General features: G+C 72.7%; 12 protein-coding genes. 7 read left to right on the forward strand and 5 right to left on the reverse strand.

All coding sequences use genetic code 11. The annotated features are described in order from the left end of the window. Positions 1-11 precede the first annotated feature (11 nt). Positions 12-1292 carry a CpaE/TadZ family protein gene (locus I601_RS10795; RefSeq protein WP_157520054.1) on the forward strand — a complete coding sequence of 427 codons (1281 nt, stop codon included), beginning with the start codon at positions 12-14 and terminating at the stop codon, positions 1290-1292. Here I601_RS10795 and I601_RS10800 read toward each other — a convergent pair. Together I601_RS10800 and I601_RS10805 are read right to left on the reverse strand one after the other, a co-directional pair. Then, positions 1255-2640 (reverse strand): hypothetical protein, encoded by a 1386-nt coding sequence (locus I601_RS10800; protein ID WP_237089379.1) that lies wholly within the window; start codon positions 2638-2640, stop codon positions 1255-1257. The two genes, I601_RS10795 and I601_RS10800, sit on opposite strands and share 38 nt — an antisense overlap. 1 nt (position 2641) lies before the next feature. After that, positions 2642-3037: a hypothetical protein gene (locus I601_RS10805; protein ID WP_068109345.1), complete on the reverse strand. Its 396-nt coding sequence runs from the start codon at positions 3035-3037 to the stop codon at positions 2642-2644. 137 nt (positions 3038-3174) lie between these two features. Between I601_RS10805 and I601_RS10810 the strand changes: the two genes are divergently transcribed. The 3 genes from I601_RS10810 to pruA are packed head-to-tail and all read left to right on the forward strand — an operon-like array spanning position 3175 to position 6587. Then, positions 3175-4620 (forward strand): wax ester/triacylglycerol synthase family O-acyltransferase, encoded by a 1446-nt coding sequence (locus I601_RS10810; RefSeq protein ID WP_068109347.1) that lies wholly within the window; start codon positions 3175-3177, stop codon positions 4618-4620. Next, a complete protein-coding gene (locus I601_RS10815; protein ID WP_068109349.1) occupies positions 4617-4949 on the forward strand; it encodes a DUF6912 family protein in 333 nt (110 codons plus the stop codon). Before I601_RS10810 ends, I601_RS10815 begins: the two co-directional genes overlap by 4 nt. 9 nt (positions 4950-4958) lie before the next feature. Next, positions 4959-6587 carry an L-glutamate gamma-semialdehyde dehydrogenase gene (gene pruA / locus I601_RS10820; protein WP_068109351.1) on the forward strand — a complete coding sequence of 543 codons (1629 nt, stop codon included), beginning with the start codon at positions 4959-4961 and terminating at the stop codon, positions 6585-6587. A gap of 64 nt (positions 6588-6651) precedes the next feature. Here pruA and I601_RS10825 read toward each other — a convergent pair whose 3' ends face one another. Beyond that, positions 6652-7722 carry an alkene reductase gene (locus tag I601_RS10825; protein WP_068109353.1) on the reverse strand — a complete coding sequence of 357 codons (1071 nt, stop codon included), beginning with the start codon at positions 7720-7722 and terminating at the stop codon, positions 6652-6654. Between the two features lie 188 nt (positions 7723-7910). Here I601_RS10825 and I601_RS10830 point away from each other — a divergent pair, with 188 nt between their 5' ends. Beyond that, entirely contained in the window at positions 7911-8120 is a 210-nt protein-coding gene (locus I601_RS10830; RefSeq protein WP_068109355.1) for a hypothetical protein, read from the forward strand. Here I601_RS10830 and I601_RS10835 read toward each other — a convergent pair. After that, complete coding sequence (locus tag I601_RS10835; RefSeq protein WP_068109358.1) at positions 8105-8587, reverse strand: DUF2505 domain-containing protein; 483 nt, start codon at positions 8585-8587, stop codon at positions 8105-8107. The genes I601_RS10830 and I601_RS10835 overlap by 16 nt on opposite strands. Next, entirely contained in the window at positions 8587-9078 is a 492-nt protein-coding gene (locus tag I601_RS10840) for a DUF2505 domain-containing protein (RefSeq protein ID WP_068109361.1), read from the reverse strand. Before I601_RS10840 ends, I601_RS10835 begins: the two co-directional genes overlap by 1 nt. A gap of 43 nt (positions 9079-9121) precedes the next feature. Between I601_RS10840 and I601_RS10845 the strand changes: the two genes are divergently transcribed. Together I601_RS10845 and I601_RS10850 are read left to right on the forward strand one after the other, a co-directional pair. Beyond that, the gene (locus tag I601_RS10845) at positions 9122-9940 is read left to right on the forward strand and encodes a tryptophan 2,3-dioxygenase (RefSeq protein WP_068109364.1); all 819 of its coding nucleotides are present in this window, start codon (positions 9122-9124) and stop codon (positions 9938-9940) included. 48 nt (positions 9941-9988) lie between these two features. Beyond that, positions 9989-14905, forward strand: coding sequence for an NAD-glutamate dehydrogenase (locus I601_RS10850; RefSeq protein WP_068109367.1), 4917 nt, complete (start codon positions 9989-9991; stop codon positions 14903-14905). The last annotated feature ends 2 nt before the right edge of the window (positions 14906-14907 follow it).

A 14907-nucleotide genomic window follows, 5' to 3' on the forward strand; every position in this document is an offset into this window, starting at 1 on the left:
TGGCGGGTCCGGTGCAGGGGCCAGGGAGCTCCGACCCGGTGGTGGTGCTGGTCGCCGCCGCCGGCGCCGCCTGGGAGAGCACGGCCGTCGAGGCGCTCAACGCCCGCAGCGGCGTCGTGCTGCTCAAGCGCTGCGTCGACGTCGACGACCTGCTCGCCGCGGCCTCGGCCGGTCAGGCGCACGTGGCCGTGCTCGGTCTGGACGCCCACGGCCTGGACGCCTCCGCCGTCGACCTGCTGCACCACTACGAGGTCCGACCGGTCGCGGTGGTGCCGAGCACCGTGGCCCCCGACACCGCCCGCTTGCGCGCCTCCCGCATCGGGGTCCGCACGCTGGTGCCCGAGGGACGTGTCGACACCGTCGCCGACGCCGTCACCGCCCCCGAGGTGCAGCCGGAGCCGACCCGCGTCGCCGCCGCGCCGGCGTACGACGTCGGGGCCGGGCCGCCGGCCAGCGTCCCCCGACCCGGCCGGGTGCTGGCCGTGTGGGGGCCCGCCGGCGCGCCCGGACGCAGCACCGTGGCCGTGGCGCTCGCCTCGGAGCTGGCGCGCCGGCGGGAGGAGACCCTGCTCGTCGACGCCGACCCGCACGCGGGCAGCATCGCCCAGCAGCTCGGCGTCCTGGACGAGGTCTCGGGGCTGCTGGCTGCGGCCCGGCTCGCCACCGCGGGCGTGCTGGAGGAACGGCTGTCGTCGGTGCAGCGCTCGCTGGGCCCGCACCTGCGCGTGGTCACCGGCCTGCCCCGTCCGGACCGGTGGAGCGAGGTGCGACCGGGGGCGTTGGAGCACCTGCTCGAGCTCGGGCGCGTCGGCGGGCACGTGGTGGTCGACGTCGGCGCGGACCTCGAGGACGACCCGGCCGCCGACGTCGGGGGCCGGCCCTCGCGCAACGCCCTGACGCTCGGCGCGCTCGAGGTCGCCGACGAGGTGCTCGCGGTCGGCACGGCCGACCCGGTGGGCCTGTCGCGGCTGGCGCGGGGCCTGGTCGAGCTGGGGGAGCGCTGGCCCGGCACCCCGGTGCGGCTCGTGGTCAACCAGATGCGGCCCAGCCTGGGCTGGACCCGGGAAGAGGTCGCGGGGATGGTGCGCGGCTTCGTCGCGCCGGCGTCGCTGCACTTCCTGCCCGAGGACCGGCCCGGGGTGGACCGGGCGCTGGTCGCCGGGCGCACCCTGCTCGAGGGGGGCGAGTCCCCCCTGACCCGGGCGGTCGCCGAGGTGGCCGACGCCCTGGTGGGCGCCGGCCAGGCTGCAGCGGTCAGGCCGCGAAGAGCAGGAAGAGCCCGCCGGCGGTGAAGCCGACCATCAGCGCCAGCAGCGGCAGCTGGCCGGTGAGCTGGTGCCGCTTGGGCAGCAGCGTGATCGCCCGGTCGTGGGCGGCCACCACGGCGACCACGTGGCCCAGCACGACGCCGGCCACCTTGAGGTTGGCCAGCAGCGTCGGGTGGTAGGAGAGCCAGTAGTTGACCCGCCAGTCGCCGGTGCCGAGGTAGTTCGCCCCCGTGCTCATCGGGTCGCTGGCCTTGATCAGGGTGTCCTGGCCGACCTCGATCCAGTACGACAGGTAGTGCGCGGCGATGTAGCCCACGATGATCGGGACCATCGAGTGCGCGAACTGGCCGGGCAGGTGGATGCGTCGCTGCTCCGAGCCGACCCCGGTGAGCATCGTGCCGGCGGCGAAGAGCAGCCCGACGCCGCCGCAGAAGACGATCAGCGCGAGGTTGTCGGCGAGCGTGGCCGCCCAGTCCCGCGAGGCGATCGCGTCGGTGTTGAGCAGGAACCGCACCCAGGTGGGCGACTCGCGGAAGGAGTCGAAGCCGGTGCTGCCGAAGAGCACCGCCACGACCGCGACCAGCCCGGGCCGGGCCTCGATCGTGGCCAGGTTGGACAACGGGGAGCGCACCAGGACGCGCCCGTCGCGGCTGCCCCACACCGACAGCTTGGCGACCAGCGAGGAGTAGACCTCGAAGGGGTCGGCGCGGGCGTACCAGGTGTTGCCGAAGAGGGCCCCGCCCACCAGCATCACCGCGACGTACACCGCGGCCCACAGGCGCACGGGCCCGAGCTCGGTGGAGTAGGGGTAGACCAGCTCCAGCCACACGAACGCGAACAGGCCCAGTGCGGCGGGCCAGTAGCCCCACCGGGCGGGGTAGGCGAAGACACCCCGCTCGGGGTCGGACCCGGAGGCCCTGGCCAGCAGCAGGTTGAGGGTGCGCACCGGGCTGACGGCCCGCCAGACCGGACCCAGCAGCAGCGAGGCGGGGACGATGCCGACCCACCACCACACGTAGAACATCCCGAAGAACGGGTTGGTCAGCAGGTCCTGACCCGCGACCGCGGCGATGCCGGCCCAGGCGAAGAACAGCAGGCCGACCACCCGCAGCGCGATGCGCCACACCCGGGAGTCGAGGACCCGCTGCGCGACGTCCGGCAGCAGGTGGCCGCCGTGGTCCGGGGTGTGCTCGGAGGCGTAGCGCGGGGTGCGCCAGGCCAGGGCGAGGACCGTGAAGGAGATCGTCAGGGCCGCCACGGCGCCGGCGACGGCCAGCTCGGGGGAGATCGGCAGGTCCTTGGCGCCGCCGATGCCGTGGGCCTCGACGGTGCGTGCGGCGTCGCCCAGCGCGGGACCCAGCAGGAGCGTCACGTCAGGAGACTTCGAGCTGGACGATCAGCTGGTCGATCGTGTGCGACTCGACCTCGACGACACCGGGACGCTCGAAGGTGAGCGTCTCCTCGGTGGTGCCCTCCTCGTAGGAGAACTCGGTCTCGGGGGTGGAGTGGACGTGCACCTCCCCGGGCGCGTCGGCCGTCACCGTGAAGACGACGTCCTGACCGACACCGACCTCGACCCGGTCGCCCTTGGGGCTGATGACCCCGTCCTCGACGGTGATCTCGATGCTGACCGCCTCGTTGCCGCCCGCGCCGCCGTCGGGCTCGCTCCCGGAGTCGTCGGACCCGCAGCCGCTCACCGCCAGCGGCAGGGCGAAGGCCGCCACGAGGGCGACGGCACGGGTGCGGGGACGGATCGGGGCGCGGAGCATGGGGCTCATCCTTCTCGGGCACGGCGCGCGGCACCCACCGGAGGAGATCCCCTCCGGTGGTAGGTCCGTCGCGCGGGGGGTGGGCTCTGACAGAATCCCATGCAGGACAAGCACGACGACGTTAGGGGCCTGGCCAGATGACCACTCGGGTGCGCTCGCGCGACCTGGCCTTCCTGGCTGAGGAGACGGCCGCCACGCCGCGGCACAACGCCACCGTGGAGATCTTCGAGCCCGGGGAGTCGGGATTCGACCACGAACGGCTGCTCGAGCTGATCGAGGACCGCATCTCGTTCGTGCCGCGCTACCGCCAGCGCCTGCAACCGGTCCCCGGCCGGCTGGCCAACCCGGTGTGGATCGACGACCCCGACTTCGACCTCGGCTACCACGTACGCCGCTCCGCGCTGCCGCGTCCCGGCACCCCCGAGCAGCTGCGCGAGCTGGTCGCGCGCATCGTCTCCCGCCCGCTGGACCGCACCAAGCCGCTCTGGGAGGTCTACGTCGTCGAGGGCCTCGCCGACGGCCGCGTGGCGCTGCTCTACAAGGCCCACCAGGCGCTGGTCGACGGCGTCGAGACCGTCGACCTGGCCCAGGTGCTGCTCGACACCTCCCCGGAGCCCAAGTCGCTCGGCGGCGACGAGTGGCACGCCTGGAGGCCTCCGACCTCGTCGAGCCTGGTGCTCGGCGCCGTGCGCGACAACCTGACCCGGCCCCGGGTGCTGGGCCAGACGCTGCGCAGCACGTCGGCCGCTGCGGCCCGGACCGCCGACGCGGCGGGCGAGCGGGCCGGGCGGGTGCTGGGCGCGGTCACCGGGCGCCGCCACGAGGGGGAGACCCCGATCAGCGGACGGCACTCCCAGCAGCGCCGGGTGGTGTCGGTGCACACCGACCTCGCCGACTACCAACGCATCCGCGAGGTCCACGGCGGCACCGTCAACGACGTCATCCTCGCCACCATCACCGGCGGGCTGCGCGGCTGGCTGATGACCCGCACCGAGTCGCTGGCCGGGTTGCGCCGGGTCCGGGCCGTGGTGCCGGTCTCGGTGATCGACCGGGAGCTCGAGGCGACCTCGCTGGGCAGCCAGATCGAGGCCCACGTCGTCGACCTGCCCGTCGGCGAGGCGAGCCCCGTGGTGCGTCTGCACCAGGTGTCCTACGCCTTCAAGAGCCACCAGGAGACGGGTCGGGGCGTCGCTGCCAACCGGCTCGCCGGCATCGCCGGGTTCGCGCCCAGCACCTTCCACGCGATCGGGTCGCGGGTGGCGGCCTGGGAGAACGTCCGCGGCCTGCAGTTGGTCGTGACCAACGTCCCCGGCCCTCAGTCCCCGCTCTACGCCGCCGGCGCCCGGATGGTGGCGACGTACCCCGTCCCGCCGCTGCTGCCCGGCCACCTGCTGGCGATCGGCGTGACGTCGTACGACGGCGGGGTGTCCTTCGGTCTCACCGTCGACCGCGACAAGGTGCCCGACGCCGAGGTGCTGGGCACCTGCCTGACCGAGGCGCTCGACGAGCTGCTCGACACCGTGACGGGCGCCCGACCCCGGGTGCCGCGCGGCCGCCGCACGAAGAAACCGAGCCGCCCATGACCCGCCTCTACCTGCCCGCGTCCCTCCAGGCGCTGGCGCGCCTGCACTCCGGGGCGGGCCTGTCCCGGACCGGAGCCGTCGAGGCGGAGGACGACGCCGAGGAGAGCGAGTACGCCGCGCTGCTCACCGCCGCCGTGGCCTCGGCCGAGCTCGTCGGCCACGGGAAGCGGCGCGTGGTGGTCGTGGCCGAGGTCGACGACGGGGTCGAGCGGGTCGTGGTGGCCGACGTGGTCGCGGTGCACGTCGACGTCGAGCCGGGCGCGGAGCCCGACGACGACCTGGCGTGGTTCGCCACCCAGGAGATCGACCGGTTGCTCGAAGGGTCGTAGGGTCGCCACATGGATGCGATCTCCTTCCCGCCGGTGCCCGTGAACGAGCCGAACCTGACCTACGCCCCGGGCAGCGCGGAGCGTGAGGCGCTGCTTGCCGAGATCGCGCTGCTCGAGAAGGAGCAGCGCGACCTGCCCGCCTACATCGGCGGCCAGTGGCGCCCGGCCGGCGGCGCCGAGATCAAGGTCGTGCAGCCCCACGACCACCAGCACGTCCTCGGGGTGACCCACAACGCCACCAAGGCCGACGCCCAGGAGGCCATCGATGCCGCGCTCGAGGCGGCCCCCGCCTGGCGTGCGCTGCCCTTCGACGAGCGCTGCGCGGTCATCCTCAAGGCCGCCGACCTGCTGGCCGGTCCCTACCGCCAGCGCCTGAACGCCGCCACCGTGCTCGGCCAGTCGAAGACGGCCTTCCAGGCCGAGATCGACGCGGCCTGCGAGCTCATCGACTTCTGGCGCTTCAACGTCCACTACGCCAAGCAGATCCTCACCGACCAGCCGATCGCGAACAGCCCCGGCATCTGGAACCGCACCGACCACCGCCCGCTCGAGGGGTTCGTCTACGCGATCACCCCGTTCAACTTCACCGCCATCGCCGGCAACCTGCCGACCGCGCCGGCGCTGATGGGCAACACGGTCGTGTGGAAGCCCAGCCCGACCCAGCAGCTGGCCGCCTCGATCACGATGGAGATCCTCGAGGAGGCCGGGATGCCTCCCGGCATCATCAACATGCTGCCCGGCGACGGGCTCGAGGTCTCCGAGGTCGCGCTGACCCACCGCGACCTCGCCGGCATCCACTTCACCGGCTCGACCCCGACCTTCCAGCACCTGTGGCGCACGGTCGGCGAGAACATCACCGGCTACCGCTCCTACCCGCGCATCGTCGGCGAGACCGGCGGCAAGGACTTCATCGTCGCCCACCCCAGCGCCGACCCGCAGGTGGTGAAGACCGCGATGATCCGCGGCGCCTTCGAGTTCCAGGGCCAGAAGTGCTCAGCGGCCTCCCGCGCCTACGTCGCCCGCTCGGTGTGGGAGCGGATGCACGAGGACCTGGTGGCCGAGGTGGAGGCGATCAAGGTCGGCGACCCCACCGACCTGTCGAACTTCATGGGCGCCGTCATCGACGAGCGCGCCTTCGCCAAGCACGAGCAGGCGATCGAGCGGGCCCGCTCGACGCCCGGGCTGGAGATCATCGCCGGCGGTCAGACCGACGACTCCGTGGGCTGGTTCGTGCGCCCGACGGTGGTGCTGGCCGACGCGCCCACCGACGAGATGTTCTCGACCGAGTACTTCGGCCCGATCCTGGCCGTGCACGTCTACGAGGACGCCGAGTTCGAGTCCGTGGTGGCGCAGATGGAGTCGTTCGCGCCGTACGCGCTGACCGGCGCGATCATCGCCCAGGACCGGGGCGCGATCGCGTGGGCCCGCAAGGAGCTGCGCTTCGCCGCCGGCAACTTCTACATCAACGACAAGCCCACCGGCGCGGTCGTGGGTCAGCAGCCCTTCGGTGGCGGCCGGGCCTCGGGCACCAACGACAAGGCCGGTGCCGCGATCAACCTGCTGCGCTGGACCAGCCCGCGCTCCATCAAGGAGACGTTCGTGCCGGCGACCGACTACCGCTACCCCTACATGGGCTGAGCCGGCCCCGCAGACGACGAACGCCCCGCCCGGGAGTCCCGGGCGGGGCGTCGTGCGTCCGAGGTCAGCCCTCGAGCGCGGGGTAGTCGGTGTAACCCTCGGCGCCGCCGCCGTAGAACGTGGCGGAGTCGGGCTCGTTGAGGTCGGCACCCTCGGCCCAGCGCCGCGGCAGGTCGGGGTTGGCGATGAAGAGCCGGCCCACGGCCACCGCGTCGGCGAGGTCCTTGTCGAGGATCTCCTGCGCCGACTCGCGGGTGGTGATCTCGCCGAAGCCGTCGTTGGCGATGACAACGCCGCCGAAGCCGCGGCGCAGGTCCTGGACGAGGTCCAGGCGGGGGTCGGCGAGGACGCTGAGGTAGGCCAGGCCGAGCGGGGCGAGCGCCTCGACCAGGTGCGTGTACGTCGCCTTCACGTCCGCGGCGTCCTCCTCGGTGGCGCCCTGGATGTTGTGGGCCGGGCTGATCCGGATCCCCACGCGGTCGGCGCCGATCGCCTCGGCGACCGCGCGGGTCACCTCGATGGCGAAGCGGGCCCGGTTCTCGGGGGAGCCGCCGTACTCGTCGTCGCGCTGGTTCGAGCCGGGCGCCAGGAACTGGTGGATCAGGTAGCCGTTGGCGGCGTGCACCTCGACCCCGTCGAGGCCGGCCTCGACGGCGTTGCGGGCCGCCTGGACGATGCCCTCGACGACGCCGGGGATCTCGTCGGTGTCCAGGGCGCGCGGGACGGGGTGCGGCTGCGCACCGGTGGGCGTGAACATCTCCCCGGGAGCGGCGAGCGCGGAGGGCGCCACGACGTCCTGGCCGCCGGTGTTGTCGGGGTGGGACACGCGGCCGGCATGCATGAGCTGGGCGACGATGCGCCCGCCCTGGGCGTGCACGGCGTCGGCGACGCGGCGCCAGCCGGCGAGCTGCTCGGGGGAGTGGAAGCCGGGGGTGTTCGGGTAGCCCTGGCCCTCCGCCACGGGCTGGCTGCCCTCGGTGATGACCAGACCGGCGGAGGCGCGCTGGGCGTAGTAGTCGACGTGCAGGTCGCCGGGGACGGTGCCGGTGGCGCGGTTGCGGGTCAGCGGGGCCATGACGAGGCGGTTCGGCAGCGTCATGGCGCCGGCGGTCAGGGGGTCGAAGATCGAAGGCATACCGGTCTCAACCTCCACCCGCCCCCGCTGCATTCCGCCCGCATCGTCTGCTGCGTCACGTCGCCGGCCACGCGGGGCAGGTCCCTGACGCCGGGACCCCAGAGTCGGACCCATTGCCGCGCGCAGCTCGGCAAAGGACCTCGACCTCGACGTCGCCGCCTGACCGGCAGTGGGGGAGGATGGCCGCGATGTTGATCGCGACCTTTCTCTGGACGGTGCTGGCGCCCACGGCCCTGCACCTGGGTTCGCTGCACCCCGTCGAGAAGGCGCTGACCCTGGCGCTGGCCTTCGGCCCGTTCCTGGTGCTCGGCGTCGTGATCTGGTGGCGCTCGCGGCACGAGGACCAGGACGAGGACCAGGACGAGGACGAGGACGAGCCGGCTCAGCGCGAGAGGTAGTCGCGCCCCACGGTGTTCTCGATGACGAGCGCCTTGCGCAGGATGTCGGCGACCAGCTTCTCGACCTTGCCGCCGACCAGCGGGATCGACACCTTGATCGTCAGGTCGACGGTCTCGGTGGTGCTGCCGCCGTCCTCGCGCAGCGTGATCGTGCCGGTCACGTCCCCCGGCTTGCCGGGGATGGTGACGGTGACGTCGCCCCGCTCGGGGCTCGCCCAACGCTCCTCCTGGACGATCGCCATCTCGTCGCCCACGATCTTGCGGGCGAACGAGGGCATCCCGTCGGCGGTGCGCACCTGCTCGACGCGCACGGTCAGCGCGGCGTCGGTGCGCTCGAGGTGCACGTCGTGGCGCAGCACCTCCTGGGCCTGGCTGACCTCCTCCCGGAAGGCCGGGTCGGCCAGCATGGCGGCGACGTCGGCGAGGGGGGCGTCGTACGTCAGCTCGTGGACGAGCGAGGTGGTCATCAGCGCTCTCCTGCCAACCAGGCGATGCCGACGGTCTGCTCGATGTCGAGGCCCTTCTCGATGTTGTCGGCCATCAGCGCCTCGAGCTTGCCGCCGACCAGCGGCACCTTGACCTTGACGTCGAGCTCGACGACCTCGCGGGTGCCGGCACCGGCCGCCTCGAGCGCGACGGTGCCGGTGGCCGAGGTGGGCTTGCCCGGGGCGGTGATGCTGACGGTGCCGCCCGAGGGGCCGGCCCAGTCCTCCTCGACGACCGCACGGGTCGTGTCGCCGGTGATCTTGCGGGCGATGGCCGGCAGACCGGCGGTGTCCTGGACCTGCTCGACGACGAGGTGGAAGCCGCCGGCGCCCCCGTCGCGCGGCTCGAGGGTGACCTCCGAGGAGACCACCGCCTGGGCCGCGAGGACCCGCTCGCGGAAGGCGGGGTCGCGCAGCATGGCGTAGACGTCGTCGGGGGACGCGTCGTACGAGAGCGTGTGGGTGAACTTCATGGGCGACATCATGCCGGTACGAGCACGGGCATAGGTTCGGGACATGAGCGAACAGTTCGTGTCCTTCGGCGAGCAGGGTGCCCAGCTGACCTACGGCAGCTACCTCCGGCTGCCGCAGCTCCTCGACGCCCAGCACCCGGAGTCGGGCACCAGCGACGACCCGCCGGCCCACGACGAGCTGCTGTTCATCACCATCCACCAGGTCTACGAGCTGTGGTTCAAGCAGCTGCTGCACGAGGTGGGTGCGGCCCGGGACGCGCTGCTCTCGCCGAGCGCGGGGCGCGACCGGTTGTGGTGGGCCCAGCACCTGCTCAGCCGGGTGCACGTCATCGAGCGCACGCTGGTCCAGCAGGTCGACGTGCTGGAGACGATGACCCCGCAGGACTTCCTGGAGTTCCGCCAGCGTCTCGCGCCGGCCAGCGGCTTCCAGTCGGTGCAGTTCCGCGAGCTGGAGTTCCTCTCCGGCGCCAAGGACCCGGCCTACCTCGAGCGCTTCCGGGGGCTGACCCAGGACGAGCAGGAGCGGCTGCGGCGGCGCCTGGTCGAGCCGTCGCTCTGGGACGCCTTCGTCGCGGCCCTGGCCACCGCCGGCTTCGCGGTCGACGACGACGCCGCGATCGCGCAGGCGCTGCACACGGTGGCCCACGACCGCGACTCCCACGCGGCGCTCTGGGCGCTGGCCGAGGCGCTGCTCCAGCACGACGAGCTGGCCGCGTCCTGGCGCGCGCGGCACGTGGTGATGGTCGAGCGGATGATCGGGGCGAAGTCGGGGACCGGCGGTTCCAGCGGCTCGGCGTACCTGCGCTCACGGCTGCCGGTGCAGTACTACCCGATGCTGTGGGAGCTGCGCTCCCAGCTGTAGCCCGGGTGTCGTGTTGTCCACGTCACCTCCGCGTCCTAGGGTCGGGCTGTGTCAACGACGACGCACGATCTCGAGAAGTCCGAGCTCATCTCCCGGGCCGCAGAGCTGGCCCGCTCCGGTCGGGGCAGCGGCGGGCCGCCGCACGACCAGGTGGGCGACCTGCTGACGGCCTACTACCGCCACGTGGCGGCGGAGGACGTGGCCGAGCGCAGCGAGAGCGACGTGTACGGCGCGCTCGCCAGCCACTACCGCCTCGCCCAGCAGCGGCCCCAGGGACGCGCGACCGTCCGGGTCTTCACCCCGACCCTCGCCGACCACGGCTGGTCGGCCGGGGGGCACAGCGTGGTGGAGGTCGTCACCGACGACATGCCCTTCCTCGTGGACTCGCTGACCATGGAGCTCTCGCGCCAGCTGCGCGACGTGCACGTGGTCGTGCACCCCCACTTCGACGTCGAGCGCGACATCACCGGTGCGCTCCAGCGCGTCGCCGTTGTCGACGACGGCGCCCTGCCGCCCCAGGACTCCTCGGTGCGCGAGTCGTGGATGCACGTCGAGATCGACCGGCTGGCCGACGACGACGACCCCGACCAGGTCGTCGAGGACGTCCAGCGCGTGCTGCGCGACGTCCGGGAGGCGGTGGAGGACTGGTCGCGCACCCGGCAGCGGATGCTCGACGTCGTCGAGGGGCTGCAGAGCGACCCGCCGCCGGGCCTGGACCCCGAGGAGGTCCGCCAGGGCGCCGCGCTGCTCGAGTGGCTCGCCGACGACCACTTCACGTTCCTGGGCTACCGCGAGTACCGCCTCGAGACCGTGCCCGGTCACGACGGTGGTGAGCACGCCGTCGACGACGAGGTGCTGCGCGCGGTCCCCGGCACCGGCCTGGGCATCCTGCGTGCCGACCAGGCGCACAGCGGGTCCTTCGCGCGGCTGCCCGAACCGGTCAAGGCCAAGGCCCGCGAGAAGTCCCTGCTGGTGCTGGCCAAGGCCAACTCGCGCGCCACCGTGCACCGTCCTGCCTACCTCGACTACGTGGGCGTCAAGACGTTCGACGAGCGCGGCGAGGTCGTCGGGGAGCAGCGCTTCCTCGGGCTGTTCTCCTCCACCGCGTACGCCGAGTCGCTGACCCGCATCCCGCTGCTGCGGGAGAAGGCCCGCGAGGTGCTGCGACGCAGCGGCTTCGACCCGCGCTCCTACGCGGGCCGGGCGCTGATGGACACCCTGGAGACCTACCCGCGCGACGAGCTCTTCCACACCGAGGTCGCCCAGCTGGCCACGATGGCCGAGTCGGCGATGCACGCGCGCGAGCGCCGCTCGGTGCGCGCGATCATCCGTCCTGACACCTACGGGCGCTACGTCTCGGTGCTGGTCTACCTGCCGCGCGACCGCTACAACACCGCGGTCCGCGAACGGTTCAGCGAGATCCTCCTGGAGCGGCTCGGCGGCGAGTCGATCGAGTTCACCGTGCGCATCAACGAGTCCACGACCGCGCGGGTGCACTTCGTGGTGCACCTGCCGCGCGGCGAGGCCGACCCCACCGTCACCGGCCAGCTGCGCGCGCTCGACACCACCGACCTGGAGCGCCGGCTCGCCGACGCGTCGCGCTCGTGGCGCGACGACTTCATGGCTGCGGTCCTGTCGGAGTACGGCGAGCAGTCCGGCGCGGTCCTCGGCCGGCGGTACGTCGACTCGTTCCCCGAGGCCTACAAGGAGGACTTCTCGGCCCGCACCGCCGCGATCGACGTGGGACGCCTCGAGGCCATCACCGGGGACGAGGGCATCGACCTGAGCCTGCACGAGGACCTCGACGCCGGACGCGGTGAGGTGCGGCTCAAGGTCTACCGGGTCGGCAGCCCGCTGTCGCTCTCGGAGGTGCTGCCGATGCTCTCCAGCCTCGGGGTGGAGGTCGTCGACGAGCGGCCCTACGAGCTCGACGGGCTGTCGCGCTCCTCCTTCGTCTACGAGTTCGGCCTGCGCTACCCGCGCTCGCTGCCCGAGGGCAGCCGCGACCTCTTCGTGCAGTCGCTGCACGCCATCTGGGACGTGCGCACCGACACCGACGGCTTCAACACCCTCGTGCTCGGCGCGGAGCTGACCTGGCGCCAGGTCGCGGTGCTGCGCGCCTACGCCAAGTACATGCGCCAGGGCGGGTCGCCCTTCCAGCTCGACACCATCGAGGAGGCGCTGAGCAGCAACGTCGACATCACCCGGCTGCTGGTCCGCCTCTTCGAGATCCGCTTCGATCCGGCCTGCGCCGAGCGGGAGCAGCAGGAGGAGCGGCTGCGCGAGCAGCTGGTCAGCGCCCTCGACGACGTGGCCAGCCTCGACCACGACCGGATCCTGCGCTCCTACCTGACCCACGTCGGCGCCACCCTGCGCACCAACCACTACCAGCGCGGCACCGACGGAGAGCCCGCCGACTACCTCAGCCTCAAGCTCGAGCCGTCGTCGATCCCTGACCTGCCCGAGCCGCGGCCCAAGTACGAGGTGTTCGTGCACTCCCCGCGCGTCGAGGGCGTGCACCTGCGCTTCGGCTCGGTGGCCCGCGGCGGGCTGCGCTGGTCGGACCGGCGCGACGACTTCCGCACCGAGGTGCTGGGCCTGGTCAAGGCGCAGATGGTCAAGAACACCGTGATCGTGCCCGTGGGCGCGAAGGGCGGGTTCTTCGCCAAGCAGCTGCCCGACGCCTCCGACCGGGAGGCGTGGATGACCGAGGGGATCGCGGCGTACCGCACCTTCATCAGCGGCCTGCTCGACATCACCGACAACCTCGTCGAGGGCGCGGTGGTCCCGCCGACCGACGTGGTGCGCCACGACGGGGACGACTCCTACCTGGTGGTGGCCGCCGACAAGGGCACTGCGACGTTCTCCGACATCGCCAACGAGCTGTCGCAGGACTACGGCTTCTGGCTCGGGGACGCCTTCGCCAGCGGCGGCTCGGTGGGCTACGACCACAAGGCGATGGGCATCACCGCCCGCGGCGCCTGGGTCTCGGTGCAGCGGCACTTCCGGGAGCGGGGGATCGACTCGCAGACCGAGGACTTCACCTGCGTCGGCGTCGGCGACATGAGCGGCGACGTGTTCGGCAACGGGATGCTCTGCTCGGAGCACATCCGGCTCGTGGCCGCCTTCGACCACCGCGACATCTTCCTCGACCCCACGCCGGACGCCGCGTCGTCGTACGCCGAGCGCCAGCGGCTGTTCGACAAGCCGCGCTCGAGCTGGCAGGACTACGACACGTCGCTGATCTCCGAGGGCGGCGGGGTGTACCCGCGGTCGAAGAAGTCGATCCCGATCAGCCCGCAGGTCCGCGAGGCGCTCGGGATCGCCGACGACGTCACCCGGCTGTCGCCGGCCGAGCTGATGCGGGCGATCCTCACGGCGCCGGTCGACCTGCTCTGGAACGGCGGGATCGGCACCTACGTGAAGAGCCGGGCGGAGTCGCACGCCGACGCCGGCGACAAGGCCAACGACGCGATCCGGGTCGACGGTCGCGACGTGCGCGCCCGCAGCGTCGCCGAGGGCGGCAACCTGGGGCTCACCCAGGCCGGGCGCATCGAGTATGCCCGCTTCGGCGGCGACCCCGACGGTGGCGGCGGGCGGATCAACACCGACTTCATCGACAACTCCGCGGGCGTGGACACCTCCGACCACGAGGTGAACATCAAGATCCTGCTGGACCGGGTGGTCGCCGCCGGCGACCTGACCGGCAAGCAGCGCAACGAGCTGCTCGCCGCGATGACCGACGAGGTCGCCGCGCTGGTGCTGCGTGACAACTACGAGCAGAACCTGGCCCTGGCCAACGCGCTGTCCCACGCGCCGTCGCTGCTGCACGTGCACGAGGACTTCATGAAGCAGCTGGAGCGCGACGGGACCCTGACCCGCTCCGTGGAGGGGCTGCCGTCCAGCCAGGAGGTACGCCGCCGCGGCGACCGCGGCGAGGGACTCACCGCCCCGGAGCTGTCGGCACTGATGGCCTGGACCAAGATCGTGCTGGCCGACGAGCTGCTCGCCTCGGACGTCCCCGACGACCCGTACCTCGACGAGGACCTGCTGGCCTACTTCCCCTCGGCGATGCGCGAGCGGTTCACCGACCAGATCCGCAGCCACCCGCTGCGCCGCGAGATCATCGTGACCCAGGTGGTCAACGACCTCGTCAACGGCGCGGGCATGACCTTCTGGCCGCGGCTGGGCGGGGAGACCGGCCTGGGCGCGGCCGAGCTGACCCACGCCAACTTCGTGGCGCGCGAGATCTTCGCGTCGCTGCCGCTGCGCGAGGAGCTGCGCTCCTACGACAACCGCCTCGACGCGGCCGTCCAGACCCGGATGCGCCTGGAGATGCGCACCCTGGTCGAGCGGGCCACCCGGTGGCTGGTCGCGAACCGGCGCGCGCCGCTGGACAGCAGCGGCACCGTCGAGCAGCTGGCCGGACCGGTCCAGGAGACCGTCGCGCGGCTGCCCGAGCTGATGGTCGGCCACGAGCTGGCCGCCTACGAGCAGCGCCGCGACCGGCTGGTGAAGCGGGGCGTTCCGGAGGACCTGGCGGCCCGGGTCGCTGCGCTGCCGCCGGCCTACATGGTGCTGGGTATCGTCGACGCCGCCACCCGCGAGGGCCTCGACCCCACCGAGGTGGCGCGCGTGCACTTCGCCCTGGGGGAGCGGCTCGGCCTGACGACGCTGGTGCTGCGCATCCTGGCGCTGCCGCGCGAGGACCGGTGGCAGACGATGGCGCGGGCGGCGCTGCGCGACGACCTGCACTCGGTGCACCTCCAGCTCACCCTGCGGGTGATCGCCGCGACCCCGGCCGAGGAGTCGGCCCCGGCCCGGATCGCCACCTGGGAGGACGCCGACGCGACCACCGTGGGTCGCGCCGCCACGACGCTGGGGGAGATCTGCTCCGACGACGAGGCCGACCTGGCCCGGCTCTCGGTCGGGCTGCGGGTGGTGCGGGGGCTGCTCGCGAGCTGAGT

Origin of the sequence: Nocardioides dokdonensis FR1436, assembly GCF_001653335.1 — a bacterium.
Taxonomy (GTDB): Bacteria; Actinomycetota; Actinomycetes; order Propionibacteriales; family Nocardioidaceae; genus Nocardioides; species Nocardioides dokdonensis.

What these genes read in the sequence shown, in the direction of transcription:
- I601_RS10840 (WP_068109361.1), bottom strand. Translation starts at nt 9,078, where the DNA reads ATGAAGTTCACCCACACGCTCTCGTACGACGCGTCCCCCGACGACGTC.
- I601_RS10845 (WP_068109364.1), top strand. Translation starts at nt 9,122, where the DNA reads ATGAGCGAACAGTTCGTGTCCTTCGGCGAGCAGGGTGCCCAGCTGACC.
- pruA (WP_068109351.1), top strand. Translation starts at nt 4,959, where the DNA reads ATGGATGCGATCTCCTTCCCGCCGGTGCCCGTGAACGAGCCGAACCTG.
- I601_RS10825 (WP_068109353.1), bottom strand. Translation starts at nt 7,722, where the DNA reads ATGCCTTCGATCTTCGACCCCCTGACCGCCGGCGCCATGACGCTGCCG.
- I601_RS10830 (WP_068109355.1), top strand. Translation starts at nt 7,911, where the DNA reads ATGTTGATCGCGACCTTTCTCTGGACGGTGCTGGCGCCCACGGCCCTG.
- I601_RS10835 (WP_068109358.1), bottom strand. Translation starts at nt 8,587, where the DNA reads ATGACCACCTCGCTCGTCCACGAGCTGACGTACGACGCCCCCCTCGCC.
- I601_RS10815 (WP_068109349.1), top strand. Translation starts at nt 4,617, where the DNA reads ATGACCCGCCTCTACCTGCCCGCGTCCCTCCAGGCGCTGGCGCGCCTG.
- I601_RS10805 (WP_068109345.1), bottom strand. Translation starts at nt 3,037, where the DNA reads ATGCTCCGCGCCCCGATCCGTCCCCGCACCCGTGCCGTCGCCCTCGTG.
- I601_RS10810 (WP_068109347.1), top strand. Translation starts at nt 3,175, where the DNA reads ATGACCACTCGGGTGCGCTCGCGCGACCTGGCCTTCCTGGCTGAGGAG.